Source organism: Gemmatimonas sp., assembly GCF_031426495.1.
Classification (GTDB): Bacteria; Gemmatimonadota; Gemmatimonadetes; order Gemmatimonadales; family Gemmatimonadaceae; genus Gemmatimonas.
Window position 1 is genome coordinate 20,639 of sequence record NZ_JANPLK010000002.1, and the last position, 22,447, is coordinate 43,085.

A 22,447-nucleotide genomic window follows, 5' to 3' on the forward strand; every position below is an offset into this window, starting at 1 on the left:
CAGTTTGGTATGACACGCATGATGTCGTTCGTCGGCGCCACCATCGGTGGATACGCGGGCTGGGCCGCCGGCGAACCGTTCGGGATATTCACCGCGTTCGTCGTGAGCATCGTGCTCACGGCGGCGGGTGGGTACTACGGACGGAAGATGGGGAAGTACTACGGCGGGTGACTGCTGTTGCTGCTAGATCGTTGAACTGATCGCGCAGAGAAATAGAGAGGGCGCAGAGGCCGCAGAGAAAAGCAATTCTCTGCGAGCTCTGCGCCCTCTGCGTGTCCGCGTGATCAGTTCGGCAAGAACCGTTACGGACCGGCGTGCCAGAGTGCTTGTTCGAGGGCGTTGAAAATGACTATTGATCGCGCACAGCTTCGATAGGATCGGCCGCAAGGCATGCGACCCGAACAAGGGGTGTGCTAGGGTGTGCTCCAGTCCTTCGGCAGGACGCCAAATTCATGCTCCGCTTGCTTCATAGCTTGCGCTATCGATTCGTGGAACGTGTCGGTCAGCTCTGCACCTGATTCACCGAGATAGAGTAGATAGTAGCCCTCCGCCCCGTCGAGGGTCACGATAGACAGGCTAGCCGGAGCTGGCAGCTCCTCAGTCCCTAGTCGATGCACTGTGCGTCCAGTGGGCTGGTGGCGCTCCGAGAGACGCAGGCGATGTAATGTCTTGTAGTCGCACATCGTTTATCAGGTCGAATGAAGACTCGTGCGTTCTCGATGTCCAACACACTGTGCTCAGCTACGCGCCGAATTTCGGTGTTCTCGACGAACTTATAAAAACTCACGCCCCCTTCGCATTCCTGTTCAGGCACGCTTTCTTGAACAGGAAACGCGCTTCGCCTAGGTCCCTTCAAATGGGAAGAGCGGCACCGATGCGTCTAAGGACTTCTTCAGACAGCGGTGATGGCAGTATAGGCCTTGTTCCTCATCCTTTGTGATACGGATAGTCAGCTCGACCGGGTCGACAGAATCCACGACAATCGCGTTTCCGCAAAAACAGCACTGGGGACGATCGACGCTTGTCATCACTTTGGTTCCCATCCGTAGTTTTTTGCGAGCCGAGCTAGCGATTTGTCGGACAAATTCCTGAAGGTGGTGATCACTCCGCGCTCACCTTGGACGACAACATTTAATCTACTGCCGACTTGTTGCGCGAAGACCTGAGCTCCGTCTTTTTGCGTAAAGCTGCGCGTTGCGTTTGAGATTGCATCCCGCACGCCCGCCGTTCCCAGCCTTGCCGGATCGGCCAAGCGCATCGCGCCGTGAGTTGTTGCTGCTATTCCCGGAGACGCCGAAGTTTCAGCCACGCGAATTGCAGCCTTAACGAACGTCCCAAGAACGAGTCCCGTGATAGAGCCCGACGCGATCGCGACCGGGTCGACCAACGGGCTCTCAAGAGGTTTGTCCATGGCCAGAAGACGCTTCATCTCCGGCGAACAATCTGTCGTGTTTTTATCCACTGGCGGACACAGCCCAAACGGATCCGTGTAGTTGACCGGATCGCCCCCGGCAAACGCATACAGATTCTTCCCCCCCGCCAACCCGATCGGATCGGCTTGCGTGAACTGGCCGGTGAGTGGGTCGTAGAACCGGTTCCGTTGGTACTTGAGGCCGCTGCCATCGAGTTGGCCCACGACCAGGCGGCCCCACCACGGGTAGTCGCCGGGCGCGGTCGCCACGCCGTCGGCGGTTTCCTTGCCGCCGCGCCACTCGAGCCGCGGGCAGCCTGACGCGCCGGTGCACGTCGCCACCGCCCCCCCGCTCATGGTCGTGCCATCCACGTAGTCGCCCTGCCAGCTCGCGTGCGGCGCGAGCGTCTGCACCGCCGGCTGGCCCGCCTCGTCGAACCGCGTCACGGCCAGCGGGGCATCGATCCCGCCGCCGTGCAGGTACGCCACGCGGCCGAAGGATCCGTAGGTGCCGCCGCCCGCGAGATCGTTCGTGGGGGACGTGACCGGCGTGCGAATCTCGTACAGCAACTGATCGCCGTCCCACACGGTGCGCTCGAAGTAGCTCGCGCACTCGGTCGCGCTGGAGGGACACGCCGACCCGCGCACGGAGTACGTCTGCACGCGGCGCCCCAAGGCGTCGTAGCGATACATCTCCCACACGCCGCGCGTGCCGGGGCGCGAGTCGTCGCCCACGGGGCTCACCCCGATGTGGCGGTTGGCGACGGCCAGCTTGTCGTCGGCGCCGTAGTAGTTGAGCAGGTGGTCGTAGCGGTTCTCACTCGTCGCGGCATCGAGCTCGCGCTCGCCCCGCCAGAGCAGATTGCCGGCGTCGTCGAACACCTGCGCCCGCGCGAAGTAATACTGGCTGCTCAGGCTTGGCACGGTCGACGAATCGCTGGTGCTCGTCATGCGCCCCGCGCCGTCGTAGGCGTTGATGCGCATGCGATTGCCGTCGGCGTGGCCGCTGGTGCGACTGCTTGGGCGCGCCGCGAAGCGGCGGTTGCCGAGGCCATCGACCGTGAAGTCCTCGTAACTGCTCGCCCCGGACAGATCCGTGCTCGCCACGAGCGCGCCCAGGCCGTTGTACGACAGCGCCGCGGGGTTCACCGCGGGGTATGCCCCGCGCACCACAGACGCACGACCGGCGGCATCAAGGGTGAGCGTATCGGCGATCATGCTGCCGACCGCGCGGCGGATCAGGCGATCATCGCTGTCGTAGGCGAGCGTCTCGGTCACACTGCCCGGTGACACCTTTTGCACCATGCGCCCGGCCGCATCGTACGCGAACGTGTGCGTGTAGCTCCCGCGATCCAGCAGCGTATCGAGCGTCCCGGTCACTGTGTGATAGCCGTATTGCTGCACGCAGCGCGCGCTGGTGCAGGCGTCGATGGCGTCGGGGTGCGACATCGAGCGACGCCGACCAGCGGCGTCGTAGGTGAAGTCGAGGCCGTACACGTGCTGGTCGAAGCGCGACGGATAGTACGTGCCACTCGACGTCGGTGACGCCTCTTCGCAGCCGTCAATCGCGCTCGTATACCACGTGCGCGTGCGCAACGTGTCCGACACCAACAACCCCCCTGGCGAGTACACGCGTCGCACGCGCGCCCAGCGGTTGTCGGCATTGACCATCATGTCGCCCGCGTTGTACCGATAGCGCATGGTATCCGCGGCGATACACACACCCGACAGCCGCGTGGGGAAGCTGAACGTGCAACTCGACAGCTGGGTGGACAGCGACGTGCAGTTCGTCGTGCCGTAGGTGACCTGTGGCAGAATGCGGCGAATCAGGCGGCCTTTGACATCGTACACCATCGAGTCTTTGAGCGCGCGCGGCGACTGCTTCACCACGAGGTTACTCGACAGATCATACCCGTAGGTCGTACTGCCGACGCCGGGTGCCGCCTCCGACTGCACGCGGCCGAGGGCATCGATCACCCACGTGTGGGTGAGGTTGGTGTATCCACTGGCCCCCACCTGCCGATAGCGACGCACCGTCTCGGTGCGGTTGCCCTCGGCGTCGTAGCTGTGGAGCTGCCACACGCTGTCCGCCGGGTGCACCCGCGAACGCAGGTCGGTGCGTTGGCGGCCCGCGGTCACGTGCACGGAATCACGGCCCATGCGGTCGAAGCGCGTGATCGTGCGTACACCGTTCGCCACCACCGACGCACTATCCATCGCGGTCGCCGAATCGATCGGCGCGATGCTCATCGTGTCGCGGCCCACGGCATCGCGGAAGATCAGGCTCGTAAACCCTTTCGCACTGCGCACGCGGCTGACGTTGCCGTTGCTGTCGTAGCTGAGGCTATCCCACGCGCCAGCGAGGGGGCGCTGCACCGCGCGGACTTGGCCGGTGGCGGCCCCGGTGCTGTAGTACGCGAAGGTGGCGGCGGTGCCGCCCACCCCATGGATCGTCGACAGCGTCGTCCCATCGCTGCTCGAGTAGATCGTTGAGTCCAACACACCGACCGGATTGCGAACCGCCACCGGTGATCGCCACTTCGCGTCCCATCGATACTGTGTGCGCGTCGTGTCCGTCCCGGTGCGACCGCCGATCACGCGCATTGAATCGGTGAGGGCCCGTGTGTTGTAGTACGCCTCACTGACCATGCGCAGCGGGTTCTGCGTCCGCGTGACCAGCAGTTTCCACGTCGCATCGTAGGTCAGCTGGGTTTCGTAGCCGAGCGCATCACGAATGCGCGTCGGCGCCCCGTAGCCGTTCACCCAGACGCGCGACTGGTCGACCACGTCGGTACGCGGGCCGGTAATGAGCGTGTGCATGTCGTCAAGCAGCGCGAACCCGTCCCCGGGGACGCCCTTCACTTCGGCGGGCTGCACCGCCGTCGTGGCGCGAATACCGGCCGAGTCCAGCATCCACGAGGTGAGCCGGCCGTTCGCCCACGTGAACTTCGTGTACTTGAGTCGCTTGTCGCGACGCGCGGAGACGCGATTGGTGCCCGACTCGTAACTGAACGTGGTGGAATACGTGTCCGGATCGACAATCGTGGCCACCTGGCTCCCGCTGTAGGTGAGCTTCACGACGCGGGAGACGGCACCGGCCGGGGCGACGACGCTATCGAGCTTGCCCGATCCAAACGCCAAGGTATACGTCGCGCCCATCGACCACGTGCTGCACGCGCCGGCCGAGGTCATGGAGCTGCACGCATCGACCGTTTGCCCGAAGGCCGACACGGTCGATGCGTACAGGCCGGTGCTCAGCGAGAAGTACGTGGTGTACCGATCATTCGAGTGGCGACGATACAGCTCTGTGCCGGTGTAGTGGATGGTGTCGGGTCGGTCGAGCGACCGCGCGACGAAGCGCTTGACGCCACTGAGCGTGCCGATGCTCCCAAAGGTGCGTGTGCTGCCGTCGGCCCCGACCCACAGCAGCGTGTCGACCGACGCCGGTGCGCCAATGATCTGATCAATGCCGGTCAGCCACCACCCGGCGCCGTACGGACTTTGACTGCGATTGACGACGGCGATGGCGCTCGTCACCGTCTGTGACGTGCGCGTCCCGCCAGTCACCGAGGCCACTTCGACGGTGATCGGATAACGCCCGGTCGGCTGCGTCCAGCCGGAGAGCACGCGGGTGTACCGATGCGTCGTGCCGGGACTGGGGGGCGTCGAGTTCGCGCAGACGGCGGTCATGCCCGACGCGGTCACGCAGATCTCGAGGTAATCCGGCGTCGCGGAGCCTGACGCGGCGCTCACATCCACGCTCACTGCTGGCGCCGGCGATGCCGTCTGCGAATTGTACAGCAGCGCGGGCGTTCTCGATCGATTGTAGCGGGTCGTGCTCGGCAGAAAATGCACGAACCGCAAATCACCGCACTCGTACGCGGCATTCGGCCCGGCGGCGAGCGAAAGACAGGCCGAGCGATCCCGGTCGTCGCCGACGGTGGCGAGCTGAATCCCGGATGCCGGTGTCGACGCGACGGTCACTTCGGTCCACGTGGAGTCCTTGATCGTGCCGTCGTTCGTTGAGGTCGCTCGCACGACGACCAGGGACTGCGTGCCGACCATGGAGCTCGCCGTCCCCGTCAACTGCACCGTGGCGCTCGATCCGGCCGCGATGCTTACCGACGATGCACTGAGTGTGCAGGTTCCCGTGAGCGCCCCGCTACTGCACGAGGCCGAGAGGCTATACGAGTCCGTCGCTTCGCCACCATTGTGGATCGTATAGCTCACCGTGGGCGTACTGCTGGGCGCGACCGCTTTGATTTGGGCGCCCGGTTGCACGCGCACATCCCGCGTGGGAGTCGCGACCTCATAGTAGGCCACGTCGTTATAGAGGTAGCTGTTGCTGTACGCGTCGAAGCGCCCTTCGACGGTGGCCGGCAAATTCACGGTCAGCGTCGCGCGCTGCGCCTGATCGCACCCGGAGAGGGTGACGTATTCGATGGACGCGCTGGACGTGACGTCGGTGCTGTTGACGCGGACCCTCGGGTCGCCGACTTGGGTGTCGCTATAGCAATAGTCGATCGTCACATCGGCCGTGGACTGACCGGTGAAGAACGCGTTGCCCGGTGAGACCTTGACGTAGGGCGCCGACTGGGCGACTGCGACGTCCGGCGTGAGGAGCGCCACGATGCCAACGATGGCCATATCGAGCGAGCGCTGGCGGGAAAACCGCGAACCAACCGCTTTGAACATGCGACGTACCTCGGTGAGTGAGATATGTCGTGAGAACGCACGAGATGTACCGCGCGCATGACGCTGGTAAGGTGCGGAAGGACAACACGTTAACGAAATGCTACGGCGCAGGGCATTCGCGATTCTCAGCGGATTCGCGCGAATTCGCGCGGATGTGCGACGCATTTTCTAGTTGGCGCGCCGCGAACCTCTGGGGCGGTATGCGGATTGACGCAGTGACTCAGTGGACTGCCGCCTCGGGAGTGCGCTGCTACTGACGAAGCATGTGGATACGGGCAGTGTGCGCCTTTGCCGTCGGAATCTCATTCATGCCAAAGCCATTCTTGTGACAATGCTCGAGTGCGCACAATGCATAGAATCGTGGACAAGCTCTGCCCATTATCCCTCACACTTTCGTCAATAGGTGCGCTACACGGCCCGTAGCAATGGAACATAGAGTCAAAAGAGCACCGGACCACAGGGCCGCCTACACAGTGAGGCGTCCGGAAGCGGACGCCTCAAACCATAGAACAGCCTTGCGGAATTCACGACCGAAGCGCGCCGAAACTGTCTGCATTCATCAACCCTCACCTTCAACGGTTGACGGAAAGCATTCTTTCCGCAACGCGCTCAGCTATGGACCTCGAAACATGCTGCACAATAAGGACTCAAGCCCTCGCTAGAAGTCCTTCGCAAATCGAACGGCATCGCTCGCAATCGACCGGGATCCGAGAAGCGGATTTCGAGCAACGACCTGCATCGACACATGAGCAGTGCTAGGTGTGCCGGGGGGAATCACGTACAGATATGACCGCGAGTCCGTGAACGTGCCGCCCGTCACGGTACTCTCTTCGCGCATTCCGGTCACATAGCACCCCCACTCGTCGCAGGTCTGAGAATAATTGTCGACCGTGACCCTGTATTCAGTCGCTCCCGAAACAGGAGGCCAACTAATCTCTGCATATCCGCTTCCGAGCACGGCCGCGGTGACTGTGGGCGATGAGAGCGTCGCATCACGCACGACCCCAAGAACGCCGCCCATATCCGATTCGATTCGACCGATCAAGCTCCAAACATGATTGTTGCCGCCTTGACCAACCGTGGTGCCGATGAGTGCGACGTTGTTCGAGTCAAGTCGTACGAAGACGCTTCCGCCGCTATCTCCACCTGTGTTAAATGCAGTTCCTCGATCGGCGCAGCGAGTTACGTACTGATCAAGGCCGTTTCCGAGCTTATGATCGATGCATGACTGCCACTTTACGCCCGTTGTCCAGCCGCCCGCAAAGCCCATCTTATGGTAAGTCGCGCCTACCGGTGGCAGTGCGGTTCCAGTTACTACAAAGTACGGACTGAATGGTTCGACGGCGGTGCTACCCGCTCCCGCTCCGGAAGACGCTGAAGTCGTTCGCGCGATCAGTCCCACTTCCGACGGCATCGAAGCATCCAACTTGAACAATGCAGCATCGGATGCACGGCACCAGTTGTAGCCGCATCGATACTTATCGGGATCAACTTCCGAGAAGCCGCCGAAGACGCCGCCTTGGCTGAAGCTCGTACCATCCGGAGCACCCCATACCGTCGTGCAATGAGTGGCCGTCACTATCGCGCGATAAGTTGGACTACCAGCCGGCGTATGATTTGCGGCGAACCCGGCCGAGCAAGACGCTGGAGAAGCGCCGCCTGCTTTTGGGTCTGCGCCGGTAGTCTGTATCAATATCCCGCCCACCATGGCACCCCACATTGCTGTCAGAGATGTTGCGGCTGGCGTATCGCGATTTCGCAGTGATGCTGTTGACGTCGGCCTCGCGACCTGTTCGGAAACGAGACGGATAAGCGTAGTGTCGATACCTAGTACGCGAAACCGCTGAGTGAGAAGTTGTTTGACATTCGAGTAACTGACTTCATCGATGCCGATACGCACCCGGTTGTCCTTCTCATCCAGATCCAGAGTCCGGACGTCTGGTATCAACGAGAATACCGAGTCGAACACGAGATCACGGGCCGTGGCGAGCTGCCGGAAGGACCGGCGAGCGCGTCCGATTTTGAACTTATAGTTAGCCCGCGACAACAAGGCATCTTCGTTCACGACGCGCCGCGCCGCTGCCATCGCTCGATTATCATCATGCTCGTCTGCGACCATGATTACGAGGCTACCAGCCTCGTCGATGTAATATCCTGCAAAGCTCGGTACCATCGCGGCTATGTGCTCGAACGGTTGCTCTTCGTGTCGGATTGCTGCAGGTCGAGCAGCCACGACAGCACCATTCGTGGTGGCCGCATACGACGGCGGTTCGCTGAGTCCATGCTCCTCTGTACAACCGATTAGGCCCGCACCAAAGGCAGACAAGGCTAATGCAGCTTTCTGACATTTCTTCATTACTACCCCTCTAGGTCTCTATACGTTTGGACTGGCTGACGTACTTTATGCTCAATGCATCAACAAGACAGCATGAATAGAAAGTGCGCCGATTGTCCTACTGGACTTGCATTTTGGCCGTGACTTCCGACGATTGGAGCGTCCTGCACGCGCCGCCGCGCCCCACTTGTACATTGGATTTCCGGAACGTGCGATACCCCTCGGCTGACACTTCAATGCTGAAGTTTCCGGTGCGCTCAATAGCACCCGCATATCGTCGGGGATTGGAGCCAACGACAGGTTGGGCCACCTCTGAATAGCCGCTGTCGCTCGAAATCGTGACCGATATGGCGACGGCTGGCGTTTGATTGGTCAACGAATCAACGACGGTTACGACAACCGCCGCCCGACCGACATCTACGCAGTCACCACCTCCTGTAAAACTGCCGCAAGCATTCAAGTAAAGGATCGCAACAGAGAGCGCGCCAATCAACTTCGGAAGTGGCTTGACCGCAAAACGATTATGACACATAGAAGTCTCACCTATTGGGTCGACGGTACGAGCGTTGCACAGAGGCGTTCAGTACGACTCGCATGCGCTCAAGCTGATCGCCTGTTGGATCGCTCGGTGAAGTTAGAACTCAGAGCTGCTACCCCGTGTCTTATAGCTTATCAGGAGATATCGCTGGTGGCTAGAAGCGGCCGATCTACAACAGTACGTAATCGGCCCTATTGAGGCGTTCCGGAGCGCCGATGGCTATCCCAACGATGTACCTATTGAAGTCGCACATTTTGAATGCCTACTGAGCGTCCGACCTAGTGCCGCCGATTGTGTTGCGCAGAACTTGTTGCCCGCCGACACCGTGCGAATTCGCGCGGACGGTCGAAGTGTTCTCGCGCAGTTCTGCACCACTCGCGACGTCAGCGAGTCCGCGACTACGGCGCGAAGCACGGCGCTCAACGACGGTGACGCCGAGCTGCGTCATGCGCCGATAGAGGGTTGAGCGGTGTACGCCCATTCGGCGGGCGGCAATTGCGGTATCGAAGTCAGCTGCCCGCAGCAGAGCGCACAGCTGCTCCCGTTCGGCGTCCTGCGCCGGATTCGCCGGCGAAGTCCGGTGCTGCTCACGATGAAGCAGGCCGAGCACGTCGGGGGCGCGCACGAGGTCACCGTCGTGCAGCAGATGCAGGCGATCAACCAATGATCGCAGCTGTCGTACGTTTCCCGGCCACGCGTAGTCACATAAGACATCGAGCGCGGCTCGTTCCCATTGCAGTGGCGCGCCTCCCGCGTATTGCGAAAAGTGCTGCACCAAGAGCGGGATGTCGTCACGACGCCTACGCAACGGCGGAACATCAAGCACGCACCCACCGATCCGATAGGCAAGATCGGCGCGAAAGGTGCCGCCATCGACCAGGTGCATGAGCGGCTCGTTGCACGCCGCGACCACTCGAAAATCGCATCGGCGATCCATTCGAGCTCCAACGGGACGGAACGCACCGGTCTCTAGTGCGCGCAGCAGTTTTGCCTGGCCGCCGAGGCTGAGTGTACCGATTTCGTCGAGGAATACGGTACCGCGATCGGCTTCCGCCAACAGACCCGCCGCATCGGTAACAGCGCCTGTAAACGCACCGCGGACGTGCCCGAACACGGTGCTCTCGAACATGGTGTCCGGGATCGCGCATACGTTGAACGGAACGAGTCGGCCCGTGCGCCCGGAACCGCTATGGAGGTCGGACGCGACCAGCTCTTTCCCGACGCCGGTCTCGCCTTGGATGAGCACCGGCAAACGTGCCGGCGCGATCCGCGCAATCGTGGCACGCAGCTCACGTATGCTCGCACTGTGTCCGATCAGCAGCGACGTCGAGGAACTTGGTAGCATGATCATTACTCCGGAGGCTTGGGGCTCGCGCGCTCACGGAGAGGGCTCGTCACCGCCTCCGCGTCCGCGTCGTCGCTGATAATGCGCGGCGTCAGAAAGACGAAAAGCTCCGTTTCCGTCGTGCGCCGATCCACTCGACCGAACAGCCCGCCTATCCAAGGAATGCTGGAGAGAAGGGGAATTCCCGACTGATTGTTGTCGCGCTGTCGATCGATCAACCCGCCGAGCACGACTGTCTGACGGTCTTTGATGAGCAAGTTCGTTTGCACGCTGCGGGTGGAGATGACAGGAGCATCGAAGGCCGTTTCCGTCGTGGCGGCATTTACTTCTTGTGTGACGGCAATCATCACGTAGCCATCGCTGCTGATCGTCGGCCGGACGGCGAGCCTGGTACCCACATCGCGGTATTGAATGACTTGATCGCGGCTCGGGGCGTCAGTGGGCAGAGAGCGTTGCACCTGAACGAACGGGCGCTGGCTCCCGACTAGAATCTCTGCCAATTCATTGTTGGCGGCGATGACGACCGGTCTGCTGACGATCTGTACATCGCCGCGTGAGGCTGCGGCGCGCAACGTGGCGTTGAGTTGAGTGGTGCCAACGGTGAAGTCCAGCAGTCTCGCGATCATCTCGCTACCGCCGCCGCCCGTGGCTCCACCCGAGATCGTCCCGCCGGTACGCCCCGGCAACTCTGTCGCTGGCACTTGGGTTTCCAAGCCGAACGAGAGGCCGCGATCGCGCCGCACCTCCGCGATGAGCACCTCGATCAGGACCTGAAGTGGCCTGACGTCCAACTCTTTCACGGCGGCATCAATCAGAGCGTAGTCGGTTCGACTTGCCCGTACGAGAAGGGCATTGGTGCGTGCGTCCGGTACGATGGTGACTTCCCCGGAGAGCGAGGCGCCGCGCGTAGGCTGGCCTTGCGGGATGGGCATCGCGGTGGTCGATCCCTGCGGCGGTACTGCCGACTGCCGAAGGCGTTGATCCAGCGTGCCACCGCCCGCGTCGCTGCCAAGTTCGCCGAACGCACTGGCGCGTCCGTACAGCGCGTTCACGCCGGCGGCGACATCCGCTGCACGTGCATGACGGAGACGGATGACGAACAGCTCCAATCCGTTGCTCGAGGCCAACGAAGCTTGAGATGCCGACCGAGCGGCCGTCCCACCCGCCGCTCCAAGCGGTGAGCCATTGGCAAGACCGGACGAATTCGTGGGAGGCCGGACCCGCACGCGATACATACCGGCTGCCGAGTCCAGCGCGATCTCCATGTTGTGCGACTCGAGCAATCCACGCAGCAGCGGGAGGACCTGCGCCCGCGCCACCGGGCGTTGCGTTTGAAGGGATACGCGCGCAGGCGGCAACGACCCGAAGCTCAACGGGCGGTCGACATAATCACCAAGTGCCTGCACGGCGGCACGTATATCGACATCCACCAAACGGATGGAGATCGAATCGCCGCGGGCACGAACGAGCGAGTCGGCGCGTTGCGCAGACGCTTTCCCACTCCATACCATGACACAGACGAGCGCCGCACAGAGGCAGGGTACAGCGCCGGCGCACGTTCGTCGCTTCGGCTCTAGCGCCATACGGTCTGCAGTGATTCGGTCCACGTGGAATCCCGGTATCGAAAGACGATGGTCGTGGCGGTTACGCGCAGGACGCGCATCCCGGCAGTCGTATCACCCGCAGTCAGCGACACCGTACCTGGCCGTCCAGGAGCGCCATCCACCAATGCGGTCCAACTGTTCCCGTTGGCCCCGTTGCCAATCACGCCACGCAATTGGATCGGGGGACGGACTTGAATTGCAGCAGGGGCGACCGCTACTACCGACTCCGGCGGTGCGATCTCCGCCGGTTGTGTGCCCAGCAGGTCGTAGACAACCACGGTGTCAGCCAGCGCGCTGAGATCTGCCCTAGTGAGCGAGCCGCGAAGGTCGCGAGGACGTGTCGCTAGCGACGATGCCGGCGCGACGATGCTCTGCGGTGCTCCACCAGTGCGAGCCCAAAGTCCCTGCGCCACGAAACCGATCCCGGTACACACGATGAACGCGGCGCCGCGGCGCATGAGCCGCGCAGCCCGAGTCACTGTTCCGCTCATCGTGACGCCGCAATGGCCGACCGGCCGACGCTCGACGGCTTCTGGCCGCGGAGTTCCTGCAATGCGTGCAGGGTTGCCTGTATCCGGACGCGATGCGGCTCGCTACCGGCCTCCCGCTTTAGGGACAGCGCCGAGACGCGCAATCGCGGAATGGCGGATTCGATTGCCAGGAGGCTCGCCATCACCGCCTCGATCGTACCAGTCCCCTCAAAGCGGACCGCTACTTCCGCAATCGCAATCGCGCCGTCACCGCCCTCCTCCTTTCGTCGGCCAGCGCCAGCGCGCGAACCAACGATCGGCGCTCGCCTCGCGCGCGACCGCTCAACTGACGCGACAACTGGCTGAGCGGATGTGACCGCAAGATCCGATTCGTCCGAAATGGCAGCGATCATCGTCAGGAGTCGCTCTTGATTCGCCGATGCGCTCGGCTCCGTCAGAAACCAGCGGCGCGCCGCCAGAAAACGACGAGTGGCCATATCGAGTTCAGATCGGACTCGTGGCTGGTGGCGCAACAACTCCTGACCTTCCCACCACGCAGCGCCGATTGCTGCCCGCCTCGCGGCGGCAGCGGTGATCACCGAGGAAACCGGACCACTCAGGCGAGCGATGAGCAGCAACGTGCATACCAACATCAACGATCGGAGCGATCCGAGGCGGAGGCTCATTTGATGCGCCCCGCGGCGACTGAGCCAGCGCTCGTCCGTCTTGGTGGTCGCTCCTGCAGAGCACTCCGACGCAGGCGTACGTTCACACGCTCCATGGCGCTGCTGGCTGCGTCGCCCGTACGCGCAACTCCGCCAACGAGACTCGCGCTACGTACCCACTCCAGCGAGGCGAAGGATTGCGGGAGGACCGCCCCATGTTCCGCTTCTACACGGAGATCAACCGTTGAATCGGTGAGCGTCAACATGTCGAGTGTCCCCAGGGTATCCAGCGTCCGCGCGATGTCCGAGAGAAGTACGATGACTGGCCGCGTCTGCCGGTCGAATCGATCGACCGTCTGCAGCGACTCGGTGATCACGCGCAATGAGTCAGTGCGAGCCTGTGCTTCCTGCAACGCCGGCTGTTGTACGCTCAAAGTACGCGCGCGCGCGCTCGCTGCGACGACGCTCGCCGCGATCCAACCGAGCACGCAGGCGGTAAGCAGCGTGGTCAACCAGCCCATGTGCGCGATGCGTGTTCGGGACGTTCGTGGGTCGAGACCGGAAAGGGCGCGCAGTGGCGGGTGCAGCGTCTGTGCAGCGGCCGAGGCTACTGCGATTTCGGACGCGCGGACGACGGACGCGGCGAGGCTTGCGGTCGCGACAGTACTCATGTGGAATGCCGCTTCGCCAGCGACACCTGACGTGACGGCGCGCTCCGCATCGACCAATGCATGCCCGACTGGCAACAGGACTGCGGCAGGAACGACAGCGATTTCCGAAAAGCCCTCGCTCCGTGCGATCGCCGTTATGCGATCAACCCACGCTCCGTTGAACAGCGCGGCCCACTGGTCTCCGTTCGGCGACAGCAGCACCTCCGACAGGCGGGGTGTTGCGACGGTCACGACGAAATGACGATACGGATCCAGAGACTCCGCTACGGCGCGCACGCCGGTTTTCCGACGAGGCGCGGCCGCTGTCGCTATACCGATAAGTCGCTTGGTGGTCACGAGATCGGGGCCCAGTGCAACGACACATCGCTTGCGAGAAAGACGTGCTCGCGGGCTGTCCGCGATGAGGGTGGCGAGCTCTAGGTATTCGTCGCCAAGCGCCAGTCGAGGCCGCGTCGTTGTCCAGACCTCTTGGCCGCCGCGCATCAAGCACGCGTACCACGTGTCTGACAGAAGAAGTATCCCCAATTGCTCCGATCGGAGAGAGAGATGCCGTCGCGATTGCTGGTCTTTCATTGCGTAGCGCTCATCCGCGTTGCGTGCCCGAAGCGGCGTCCCACCGCTACGACTGACGTACCTTCGCGAAGCAGTCGTGCCGAGATCGTCGCTCGACGACCCGACTTCGCCGATGGCGGCGAGGTAGCCCACGCGTCCGCATTTACCGTGAGCGACAACGACCACGCGGCTGGAAGCGCCACGGTGTCGCTTAGGAGCGCACGGGTTTCGGCGCTGAGCGACATCGGTAGCGCGGGGATCCACGCGGGACCTTCGCCGACTCCAAGTACGGTCTGGATCGCGGCGACAGGCTCCTCCGCAGCGATCATACTCATAAGCTGCGCTCTCAATTCCTCATCTGAGGCGATGGCTCGGAGCTCAGCATCATCGCTGCCCATGGCACGGCGCACGCTCACCAGGCGCTGCGCCAGTGATTGCGAGCCTGCGATGCCGAGATCGGCGAGCGCCGCAGCGATCACTTCGACAGGCACGCGCATCACGTCCAGCCTCGCTCCGAAGGGTCGAACGGTCACGTCACAGCGCGGATCGAGAGAAATCGTTTCGATCGTCAGCGCTTGCCAAAGTGAGTCTGCTTCGCCGGGCGTTTCGGCCTGCAGCAGCAGTTCAGAAGCACTACGCTCTACCTGAACGAGACACGCAGCACCGATGAGCGACGTCTCAACCGAGGCTCGCCGCGTCTCGCTCTGGGCCATCGCGACGGCCGCGGCATATCGTGCCATACTCGCTGCCAGCGTGATCGCGACGGTCGCCACGAGTACGATGAGCAATGCACCCCCGCGCCGAAGGCGCAGCGCTGTTTTACCGGGCAAGGACAAGCGCCATGGTATCGCGCGGTCCGACAACACCGATGCTATGCGGAAGTCGCGAGCTGTCCTGCCAGTCGTGGATCCAGTGCCCAACGCCTTCGCTCAGATCGAGATACTGCAAGCGCACAGGGCCCGTCGTTTCTATCGATTGATGGAGCTCCCCGGCCATGATCTCTATGCGCGAACCGGCTTGGCGGTCGACGACCGCCACCTGCACAATGCATGGGATCCGGTAGCCCGCACTGCTGCGACACCAACTCCGCAGCCGCATGGACTGCGGCGTTCCCTGAAACCGTGGCGTTGCACCGGAGTCAACAGGAAAGTCGATCGCGTGCTGTAGCAACTCTCGCCCGCACACCCTGCGCGTCGCCCGCCGTACGCTGCCCCACGTGGCGGCCTTCCCCCCCTCGGCGGGGCGCCGCGGCCTCGCGACGCGTGCGTGAGCACATCCTGGCGGAACTCCGCGCCGTGGCGGTGAGCTCAAGTCGTGGGCGGATCGTCCCACGCGGGGTGAAGCGGAAGATGAGCACCTACGATCTGCGACCCCGTCGCCGACAGGTCGTCCGCCAGCGCGACACCACAGTCCATATCACTATGTGGCACCAGCCGCCAGAACCGTGGAAACGCTGGAATTCACCTTAACTGAACAGTATTGTGCCTAACCCAGCATTGCTGCTGACAACGCATTTCGGAATGCGCGCTACGCGCGCAATTTTACGTGGAGCGCTTCAGCAGAACGCACCGCGTTGAAGTTGTAGGAAAAGCTATTTCCGACCGGCTTCGCCCGCTTCAACGCGAGTCATCGCGCGATCGAACTCGCGCTTAACGAGCCCATTCAGGCCATATCACCGGGACAGTCGCTGGTCATTTACGACGGCGACATCGTACTCGGCGGCGGCGTGATCGAGCGCGGTATGGCGGCAGCGCTTCGTTCGCGCGCATTGCCGTTGTTGACGTAGAGCACCGGACCGAACGTTCATTGCGGCGTTCGGTAGCAACGCGCGGCACGACGATCCACCGACTACGGCTCAAAGACTCGAAGCATAGCATGCCCGAGGACAGCGAGGAGCGCGGTGCCGCCCACCGCGCTCCCGACCACTGGTCCGTTGGAGAGCACGACCGCTTTACTCAGTGATGCGTGCCCCCCAATGACCACTAGACGCCCACAGAGCCAGACCGGAATCGCCTGATTTCGAACACCCTGTAGCCCCAGGCAGTTGTATGAATCAAAATGGTCACCAGCCATGGAGGCGAATGGAAGCACCTGTAGCGGCTTCAGTAACCCGGCCCCCCCGCCAACGGAGTGGATCGAAGGCGGTGCCCCGCTGATTCGATCGTGAGACGGGAGGGCGGAAAGACGCTACTGCTACCGCTGCGGGCTCAGTTGAATCGTGCGAGACACAGCCACGGTTTCTTCACATCCGCGCACAGTGCGTGATGCCACGGCGATCGTATCGGTTCGAGTTGAGTACCCCGCAGCGACCGTCCGAATTTCGTAAGTCCCCGGAATGGCCGTGAGGCTTGCGACCTGTTCCGAGGGACCCGACGTCGCCTGACCACGCGGCGAGAGCCTAGTTACAGTGACCACCGCCAGTTGACCCACGCTGTTGGCGCTCACGGCATCTACAACCGTCAGTTCGACGCCACGCTGCGGCAGAAGCGTACACACGGCGTCCTCTGAATTGCAGGCGAGGAGAGCCAGGAGCCCCAGACAGGGACTGCGGAATGTCGCATGCGACTTAACTCTTGAGAATTGCATGGTCAGAACGTCTGAAGATTGCTTCCGAGATCCTGCTTCATCTGCCCGAAGTTGCTGAATACGCCGCTGGCGCCACCTTGCTCCGCGAAGGCGATACCATAGAAGGCCACCGTGTTTGGAAGTCCTCCAAACATCGCGAAGATTGGGCTTCCGCTGTCGCCTTGCTCCAAGTTGTTCTGTCGGATTGACCCTCCGTCTAGCGACCACGGAGTTGCCGAGCAATGAGAATTGGTGAGAACCAGCTGCTCACTTCCTCTACGTGCGCCGATCGTCGTCGTGCAGCCAGACGGACCGATCTGGTAGCCACCAGTGATCGGACGATGCCGGTTGTATAAAGTGGTGGAGTTCGTGAGTGACGGCGCACTCACACTTCTGAATACGACAAGCGCTTTCGCAAGGCTCGTCGCGCGTGCGGATTGCACTCGAGATTCGGCTGCCATGGAAGTTACGCCGATCACGACTTTTCCATGCCGCTCGTCGATATCCAACGAGACTACGTCGTCATCCTGGAAAGCACTGACGAATAGCTCAGATCGTACCTGATACAGTTCGGCGAAGGAATACGAGGCTTCCTCCATACGCCATCGTCTCGGCAATACCGCCTCTCGCTTTTGTGCCTCACTCATGCTGCGGGGATCGACACGTACACGATCCAGCAGTAGCTGCTGCATCTCAGCAAGGGCACGCGTGCTATCCGCCAATTTGGTCAAGCGGATTACGAGCTCTCCTCCATCGCCGAAGTAAGCCCCGGCAAAGGTGGGGACGGCCGTACCGACGGCCAAGAACGACTCGTCGAGATTGCCACTCTGCCGGTGGGCTACCGGAAGGACACGATCTGCGACAGCCTCAACTTCGACGGGGGCGTGTTCTCCGCAGGAGGCGAGGAGGCAGAGAGAGAAAGAGAGAGCGCGCACGGTTTCGCACCCGCGTGCGTACTTATACGCACGGCCGACTTTTACTTGCATAGTCACGTTTCTTTGGGAAACATTGAATTGCGGAGGGGGCATTTCTCCCGCCGATATGCTATTCGCCCGACCGCCGGTGTGTCAACAGCGCGTACATAGGACATCTTCGCCAGTTGCTATCGGCCTTCTCCATCTACGGCCCAAGGCACCGTCAGGTGCGCTGCTGGATGAGCGCCTCGTCGGGCGTGGTCTTCACCGCGACCATCATGTCGCTCGTGACATTCAGCAGCGTCATGAACATGTCCGGCAGTGTATCGAGCGCGATGAGAATGCCGATACCTTTTCAAAGCGCATTTGATAAGCGCGAACGAGCAGAAAAGCGCAGGGGCCGGAGAGGAATACCACCAGCTGCGAGCACTGCGCCCTCTGCGTCTCCGCGTGATCAGTTCATCCAATCCCGTCCGTCGCCCTACGGGTTGAACCAGAACGACGCCTTCACCAACAGCGTGTTCATCGGATGCACGTCGAACACGCGCGTGACATCCTGAGGGAAACTGAAGTCCGACGCCGTGGGATCGTACAGGCTTCGTCCCTGCTGCCACACCAGGAACAGCACCGACGCCGGGCGATACTCCCAGCGCACTACCGTATTCGAGCGGAACTCGCGCACGCGGAAGCCACCGGGATCGCCTGGTCCAAACGGCTGATAGCGATCGGCGTACGCCGTGGCCCGCGGACTATCGAGTTCGCGCCAATTGGTGTAGCGACCGGTGGTCACGAACGGCTGCGCATACAGCTGCAGCGACAGCGTACGCGTCGCGGTGTAGTTCACGCGCGCCGTGGTGCGCAGCGTCGACTGCTTGAGGCGCGCGAAGGTGTAATACGTGTCGCCATCGCGCACCACGTTCGAATGCCACTGCGCGTCGTTGTTGCCGCGGTCGTAGCGCGCCGCCAGCGATGCACTGAATCTCGACGACACCCGTGCCTGGATGCCCGGCTCGATCCACATGCCGTCACTGCGCCCTTCGTCACCGCTGTTGGTGCCCATGAACAGCGTGGGCGTGTACCACCGACGGCGATCGCCCTCGATGCCCAGGAACGCGTTGCCGTTCGAGCTGAGACGCACGGCCGGTCCACCGCGCGCGGCGCGGTCGCTGAACACGGGCGTGAGCGCGTTCGCGTTCACGCCGGTGTGAATCCACCATGTGTTGGGCAGCTCGACGTGCCAGTTCATGTTGAGCCCCTGACCCAGCGCGAGGCCCGCCGTGTTCCACGTGTTGAACGTGTTGAAGTTGAGGAACGCGCGACGGTAGTACCTGGTGGGCGTATTCAGCTGGAGCGAGAACCAGTTCCGGAACATCTGCTGATCGGCCCGCGCCTGAAAACCGAGATCGTTGCTCTCGAAGCCCGGTGAGAAACGCTGCAGCACGCTCTGAAAGCGCGTGATGCCACCGCCGAACTTGGAGATCGACAGACGTTCGGCATCGCCCGTCATCGACGTACGCGTGGGATCGTACGTGATATCATCATCGGGCCGATCGTACTGGTGCACGCTGCTGCGTTGCGTGGCGGCAATCGCGTCGGCCGTACCGTTCACCGTGCTGCCCGATACCGACGCCGCGAGCTCGTAATTGTTGGCGGCGAAGCGATGACGCAGGTCGATGCCGCCGGTGTAGGCGCCACCGCGCAGCACGCTGCGGCTCCACTCGTCGTTGGTGCGGTCGACGCCCGTGAGCATCACCCCGATGCCACTGTTGCCGTTGCGCAGGTCCTGCTGCAGGCGCAACACCGCGTAGCCCGTCTGCGGTTCGATGGTGCGACGCTGCGTGCCGAGCTCGCGCTCAGTCACCGCCGTGACCAGGCCCACCGACAGTCCGCTGGCGAGACGACCGCTCACCTTGCCCGCGCCGATGATGCGCGACGCGGTCGCACTCGATCCGTCTCCGTAGCGGTTCAGCAGCTGCGGCGACCGGCCAATGCGACGAGAATAGAAGAGTCCCGTGCAGCCGGTGTCGATGTCGTCGCACGCCGTGCGGAACTGGAAGATGCCCGCACCTTCCAGGAAGAACGGTCGACGCTCTTCGAAGAATTGCTCGAAGGCCGACAGATTCAACACCGACGGATCGGCCTCGACCTGACCGAAGTCGGGATTGATCGTGGCGTCCACCGTGAGGTTGGAGCCGAGTCCCATCTTCACGTCGGCGCCGAACGCCTGCGACACCGGCGATGAGTAGCTGCCGTTCGCATTCTGCCGCGTGCTGCTCTTCTCCACGACATATGGTGTGACTTCGAGTCGACGCGGCTGCGGCAAACGCCCGAATCCTTCCAGCTCGCCGCCCTGCGATACGTACCCCTGCACATCGCGACGGAACAGCGGCCACGAAATGCGCTGCTTGGTGCGGGCCACGTCACGCACGATCAGAAAGCCGAAGCGCTTGGCGTCGTCCTGATTGAAGCGGATCTGACTGAACGGAATGCGGAACTCCGCCACCCATCCCAGTGAATCGATCTTGGTGGCCACGTCCCACACCGCGTCCCAGGTGGCGTCTTCCACGTTGTCATTGTACACGTAGAAGTCGCGCTTCACCCCGGCCGGGTTCGTGATGAACTGGTAGGCGGTGCGGCGATCATGATACGAGTCGATCACCAGCTTGAGCTGCTCACTCTCCGTACGCACATCGCGACGCGACAGCAGCGAGATGATGCTGTCCGGGGCGGGATCATACATGCGTCCCAGCACATACAGATAGCGCTCATCGTACGTCACGCGCACTTCGGTGCGGAAGCGCGGCGTGGCCCCTTGGTTGGGCTCGTACTCGAGGAACTGATCGATCACCGTGGCACTGCGCCACGCCGCGTCGTCATCGCGTCCATCCAGCACGGGCGCCTGCGACACACGGGTGGCCGACGCGCTACGTGTCGGGCTCGGCAGCGGCGCAGTCGCGCGTTCTCTCGTCGTCGACGACACGGAGGGCTGCGCCTGCAGCAAAGCAGGCACGGCCAGAAGGAGCAGGAGGAGTCGTGGCATGTCTGTTCCGACAGCACGACTCCCTCAATGGTTTGATCACACCCACCACCATCCTAGCGGCGCAGTGCGCGCCCCGCGAACACATTCGTCATCCGTCCCTCCTGCACCGCCGCTTGTCCGTTCACGAACACCCACACCATCCCGCTCGACAAGCGGGTGGGCTCCACATACGTCGCTTCGTCCCGGATCGTCTTGGGATCGAACACGATCACATCAGCGAACGCACCGGCCCGCAGCACGCCGCGATCGGGAATGCGATACGTCTCGGCCACCTGCCCCGACGACGCGCGCACCATCCGCTCCATCGTGATCACCGGCTTGTCGAGCACGTAACGACGGATCTTGCGCGGGTACGTGCCATACAGCCGCGGGTGTCCGCCCGACCCGTCGGAGCTCGTCATCACGTACGGATCCTTCATGAACGTCTCGATGTCGGCTTCGGTCATGTTGAACGACGCCACGCTCATGTCGAGTCCTTCGTTGATCATCGCCAACGCCGTCTCCACCGCCGGCATGTTCCGCTCGGCCGCGGCCTGCTTGAGTGTCTTGCCGATATACGACCTCGCCGTGGCACTGCCACCGGTGAGCAACAGCGTGCTGTCGCCACCGCGACGTCGCAGATTGTCGCGCATTTCCACCAGCATCTTCTCGCGCAACGTGGCGTCAGCAATGCGCAGCTTGAGCGAATCATTGCCGCCGGCCTGTGCCCAGCGCGGCACCAACGCAGCACTCAGCCCTGTTCCGCTCGCTGTCCATGGATACTGATCGGCCGTGACCACACATCCCTTGGCGCGCGCCTCACGCATGATGCCCAACACGCTGTCGGCCTTGCCCCATACATCAACGCCGAGCGTCTTGATGTGTCCCACGTTCGCGGTGAGACCCGATTCGCAGCCGATGCGGATCGTTTCGCGCACCGACGCGAGGAGGCCAATGGTGTACGACGACTCGTCGCGCTGATGCGTGTCGTACACGCCGCCGAACGGTTTCGCGGCCGAGATTACGGCGATCGCTTCGTCGGTGCTGGCGTAGCTTTGCGGCGCGTAGAACAAGCCTGAGCCCACACCGAGCGCGCCTTCCCGCATCGCCTTCGTGATGAGCGCGCGCATGGAGTCGATCTGCACCTTCGTGGCCGGCGCCGACGACGCACCCATCACGTTGGCGCGCACAGTGCCGAAGCCCACCGTGGCATACGCGTTGGTGCCAAGTCCGAGCTTCTCCGACTCATCGAGAATGCGCTTCACGTCGAACGGCCCGCGACCATCGGGGCCGATCGTGACGGTCGTGACGCCCTGCATCAGATTCGACGCGCTCAACCGCCGCTCGGCGTTCAGTCGCGGCAGTCCTTCATACGCATGCGTGTGCGGGTCGATGAACCCCGGTGACACGATCAGACCGGTGGCATCAATACGACGCGCGGCCGTGGTGCCGCGCGGGATCGCGCCCACAAAGGCGATGCGGTCGCCGCGAATGCCGACGTTGGTGATGCGTCCCGGTGCGCCGGTACCGTCGTACACCATGGCGCCGGTAATCAGCACGTCCACCGCGCCTTGCGCTTGCAATGCCGCACCGAGTGGCAGGGCGGCGATGCACAGGCCGAGCACTCCCACGCGACGGACAGATGAGAGGAGAGTCATGATCT

The 22,447-nt window shown here is 62.7% G+C and carries 14 protein-coding genes and 1 pseudogene; 2 read left to right on the plus strand and 13 right to left on the minus strand.

Annotated features, from left to right (window positions below; all coding sequences use genetic code 11):
- Positions 1-9 precede the first annotated feature (9 nt).
- On the plus strand, positions 10-171 hold the full coding sequence (locus RMP10_RS00835; protein ID WP_309670155.1) for a hypothetical protein: 162 nt from the start codon (positions 10-12) through the stop codon (positions 169-171).
- Between the two features lie 242 nt (positions 172-413).
- On the opposite strand, the gene RMP10_RS00840 is transcribed toward RMP10_RS00835, so the two are convergent.
- The 10 genes from RMP10_RS00840 to RMP10_RS00885 form a co-directional block, all read right to left on the minus strand.
- On the minus strand, positions 414-566 hold the full coding sequence (locus tag RMP10_RS00840; protein WP_309670156.1) for a hypothetical protein: 153 nt from the start codon (positions 564-566) through the stop codon (positions 414-416).
- Between the two features lie 461 nt (positions 567-1,027).
- Complete coding sequence (locus RMP10_RS00845) at positions 1,028-6,106, minus strand: RHS repeat-associated core domain-containing protein (RefSeq protein ID WP_310568631.1); 5,079 nt, start codon at positions 6,104-6,106, stop codon at positions 1,028-1,030.
- Between the two features lie 658 nt (positions 6,107-6,764).
- Complete coding sequence (locus RMP10_RS00850) at positions 6,765-8,462, minus strand: hypothetical protein (RefSeq protein ID WP_310568632.1); 1,698 nt, start codon at positions 8,460-8,462, stop codon at positions 6,765-6,767.
- Positions 8,463-8,559: 97 nt separating this feature from the next.
- The gene (locus tag RMP10_RS00855) at positions 8,560-8,973 is read right to left on the minus strand and encodes a hypothetical protein (RefSeq protein WP_309669484.1); all 414 of its coding nucleotides are present in this window, start codon (positions 8,971-8,973) and stop codon (positions 8,560-8,562) included.
- Between the two features lie 268 nt (positions 8,974-9,241).
- The gene (locus RMP10_RS00860; protein ID WP_310568633.1) at positions 9,242-10,324 is read right to left on the minus strand and encodes a sigma 54-interacting transcriptional regulator; all 1,083 of its coding nucleotides are present in this window, start codon (positions 10,322-10,324) and stop codon (positions 9,242-9,244) included.
- Positions 10,325-10,329: 5 nt separating this feature from the next.
- Positions 10,330-11,835: a secretin N-terminal domain-containing protein gene (locus RMP10_RS00865; protein WP_310568634.1), complete on the minus strand. Its 1,506-nt coding sequence runs from the start codon at positions 11,833-11,835 to the stop codon at positions 10,330-10,332.
- Positions 11,836-11,897: 62 nt separating this feature from the next.
- Positions 11,898-12,407, minus strand: a complete 510-nt coding sequence (locus tag RMP10_RS00870) for a hypothetical protein (protein ID WP_310568635.1) — start codon at positions 12,405-12,407, stop codon at positions 11,898-11,900.
- Positions 12,408-12,415: 8 nt separating this feature from the next.
- Positions 12,416-12,895, minus strand: coding sequence for a hypothetical protein (locus tag RMP10_RS00875; RefSeq protein ID WP_310568636.1), 480 nt, complete (start codon positions 12,893-12,895; stop codon positions 12,416-12,418).
- Between the two features lie 185 nt (positions 12,896-13,080).
- Complete coding sequence (locus tag RMP10_RS00880) at positions 13,081-13,965, minus strand: hypothetical protein (protein WP_310568637.1); 885 nt, start codon at positions 13,963-13,965, stop codon at positions 13,081-13,083.
- 338 nt (positions 13,966-14,303) lie between these two features.
- Positions 14,304-15,122 (minus strand): hypothetical protein, encoded by an 819-nt coding sequence (locus RMP10_RS00885; protein ID WP_310568638.1) that lies wholly within the window; start codon positions 15,120-15,122, stop codon positions 14,304-14,306.
- Positions 15,123-15,919: 797 nt separating this feature from the next.
- On the opposite strand from RMP10_RS00885, the pseudogene RMP10_RS23370 reads away from it, so the two are divergent.
- Positions 15,920-16,072, plus strand: a pseudogene (locus RMP10_RS23370) (aminomethyltransferase beta-barrel domain-containing protein); the annotation flags it as partial.
- 802 nt (positions 16,073-16,874) lie between these two features.
- Here the strand turns inward: RMP10_RS23370 and RMP10_RS00890 are convergent.
- From RMP10_RS00890 to RMP10_RS00900, 3 genes are all read right to left on the minus strand, one after another.
- Complete coding sequence (locus tag RMP10_RS00890) at positions 16,875-17,654, minus strand: hypothetical protein (RefSeq protein ID WP_310568639.1); 780 nt, start codon at positions 17,652-17,654, stop codon at positions 16,875-16,877.
- A gap of 592 nt (positions 17,655-18,246) precedes the next feature.
- On the minus strand, positions 18,247-20,805 hold the full coding sequence (locus RMP10_RS00895; RefSeq protein ID WP_310568640.1) for a DUF5916 domain-containing protein: 2,559 nt from the start codon (positions 20,803-20,805) through the stop codon (positions 18,247-18,249).
- A gap of 53 nt (positions 20,806-20,858) precedes the next feature.
- Complete coding sequence (locus tag RMP10_RS00900) at positions 20,859-22,442, minus strand: amidohydrolase family protein (RefSeq protein ID WP_310568641.1); 1,584 nt, start codon at positions 22,440-22,442, stop codon at positions 20,859-20,861.
- Positions 22,443-22,447: the final 5 nt, after the last annotated feature.

What these genes read in the sequence shown, in the direction of transcription:
- RMP10_RS00835 (WP_309670155.1), top strand. Translation starts at nt 10, where the DNA reads ATGACACGCATGATGTCGTTCGTCGGCGCCACCATCGGTGGATACGCG.
- RMP10_RS00845 (WP_310568631.1), bottom strand. Translation starts at nt 6,106, where the DNA reads ATGTTCAAAGCGGTTGGTTCGCGGTTTTCCCGCCAGCGCTCGCTCGAT.
- RMP10_RS00850 (WP_310568632.1), bottom strand. Translation starts at nt 8,462, where the DNA reads ATGAAGAAATGTCAGAAAGCTGCATTAGCCTTGTCTGCCTTTGGTGCG.
- RMP10_RS00855 (WP_309669484.1), bottom strand. Translation starts at nt 8,973, where the DNA reads ATGTGTCATAATCGTTTTGCGGTCAAGCCACTTCCGAAGTTGATTGGC.
- RMP10_RS00860 (WP_310568633.1), bottom strand. Translation starts at nt 10,324, where the DNA reads ATGCTACCAAGTTCCTCGACGTCGCTGCTGATCGGACACAGTGCGAGC.
- RMP10_RS00865 (WP_310568634.1), bottom strand. Translation starts at nt 11,835, where the DNA reads ATGGTATGGAGTGGGAAAGCGTCTGCGCAACGCGCCGACTCGCTCGTT.
- RMP10_RS00875 (WP_310568636.1), bottom strand. Translation starts at nt 12,895, where the DNA reads ATGGCCACTCGTCGTTTTCTGGCGGCGCGCCGCTGGTTTCTGACGGAG.
- RMP10_RS00895 (WP_310568640.1), bottom strand. Translation starts at nt 20,805, where the DNA reads ATGCCACGACTCCTCCTGCTCCTTCTGGCCGTGCCTGCTTTGCTGCAG.
- RMP10_RS00900 (WP_310568641.1), bottom strand. Translation starts at nt 22,442, where the DNA reads ATGACTCTCCTCTCATCTGTCCGTCGCGTGGGAGTGCTCGGCCTGTGC.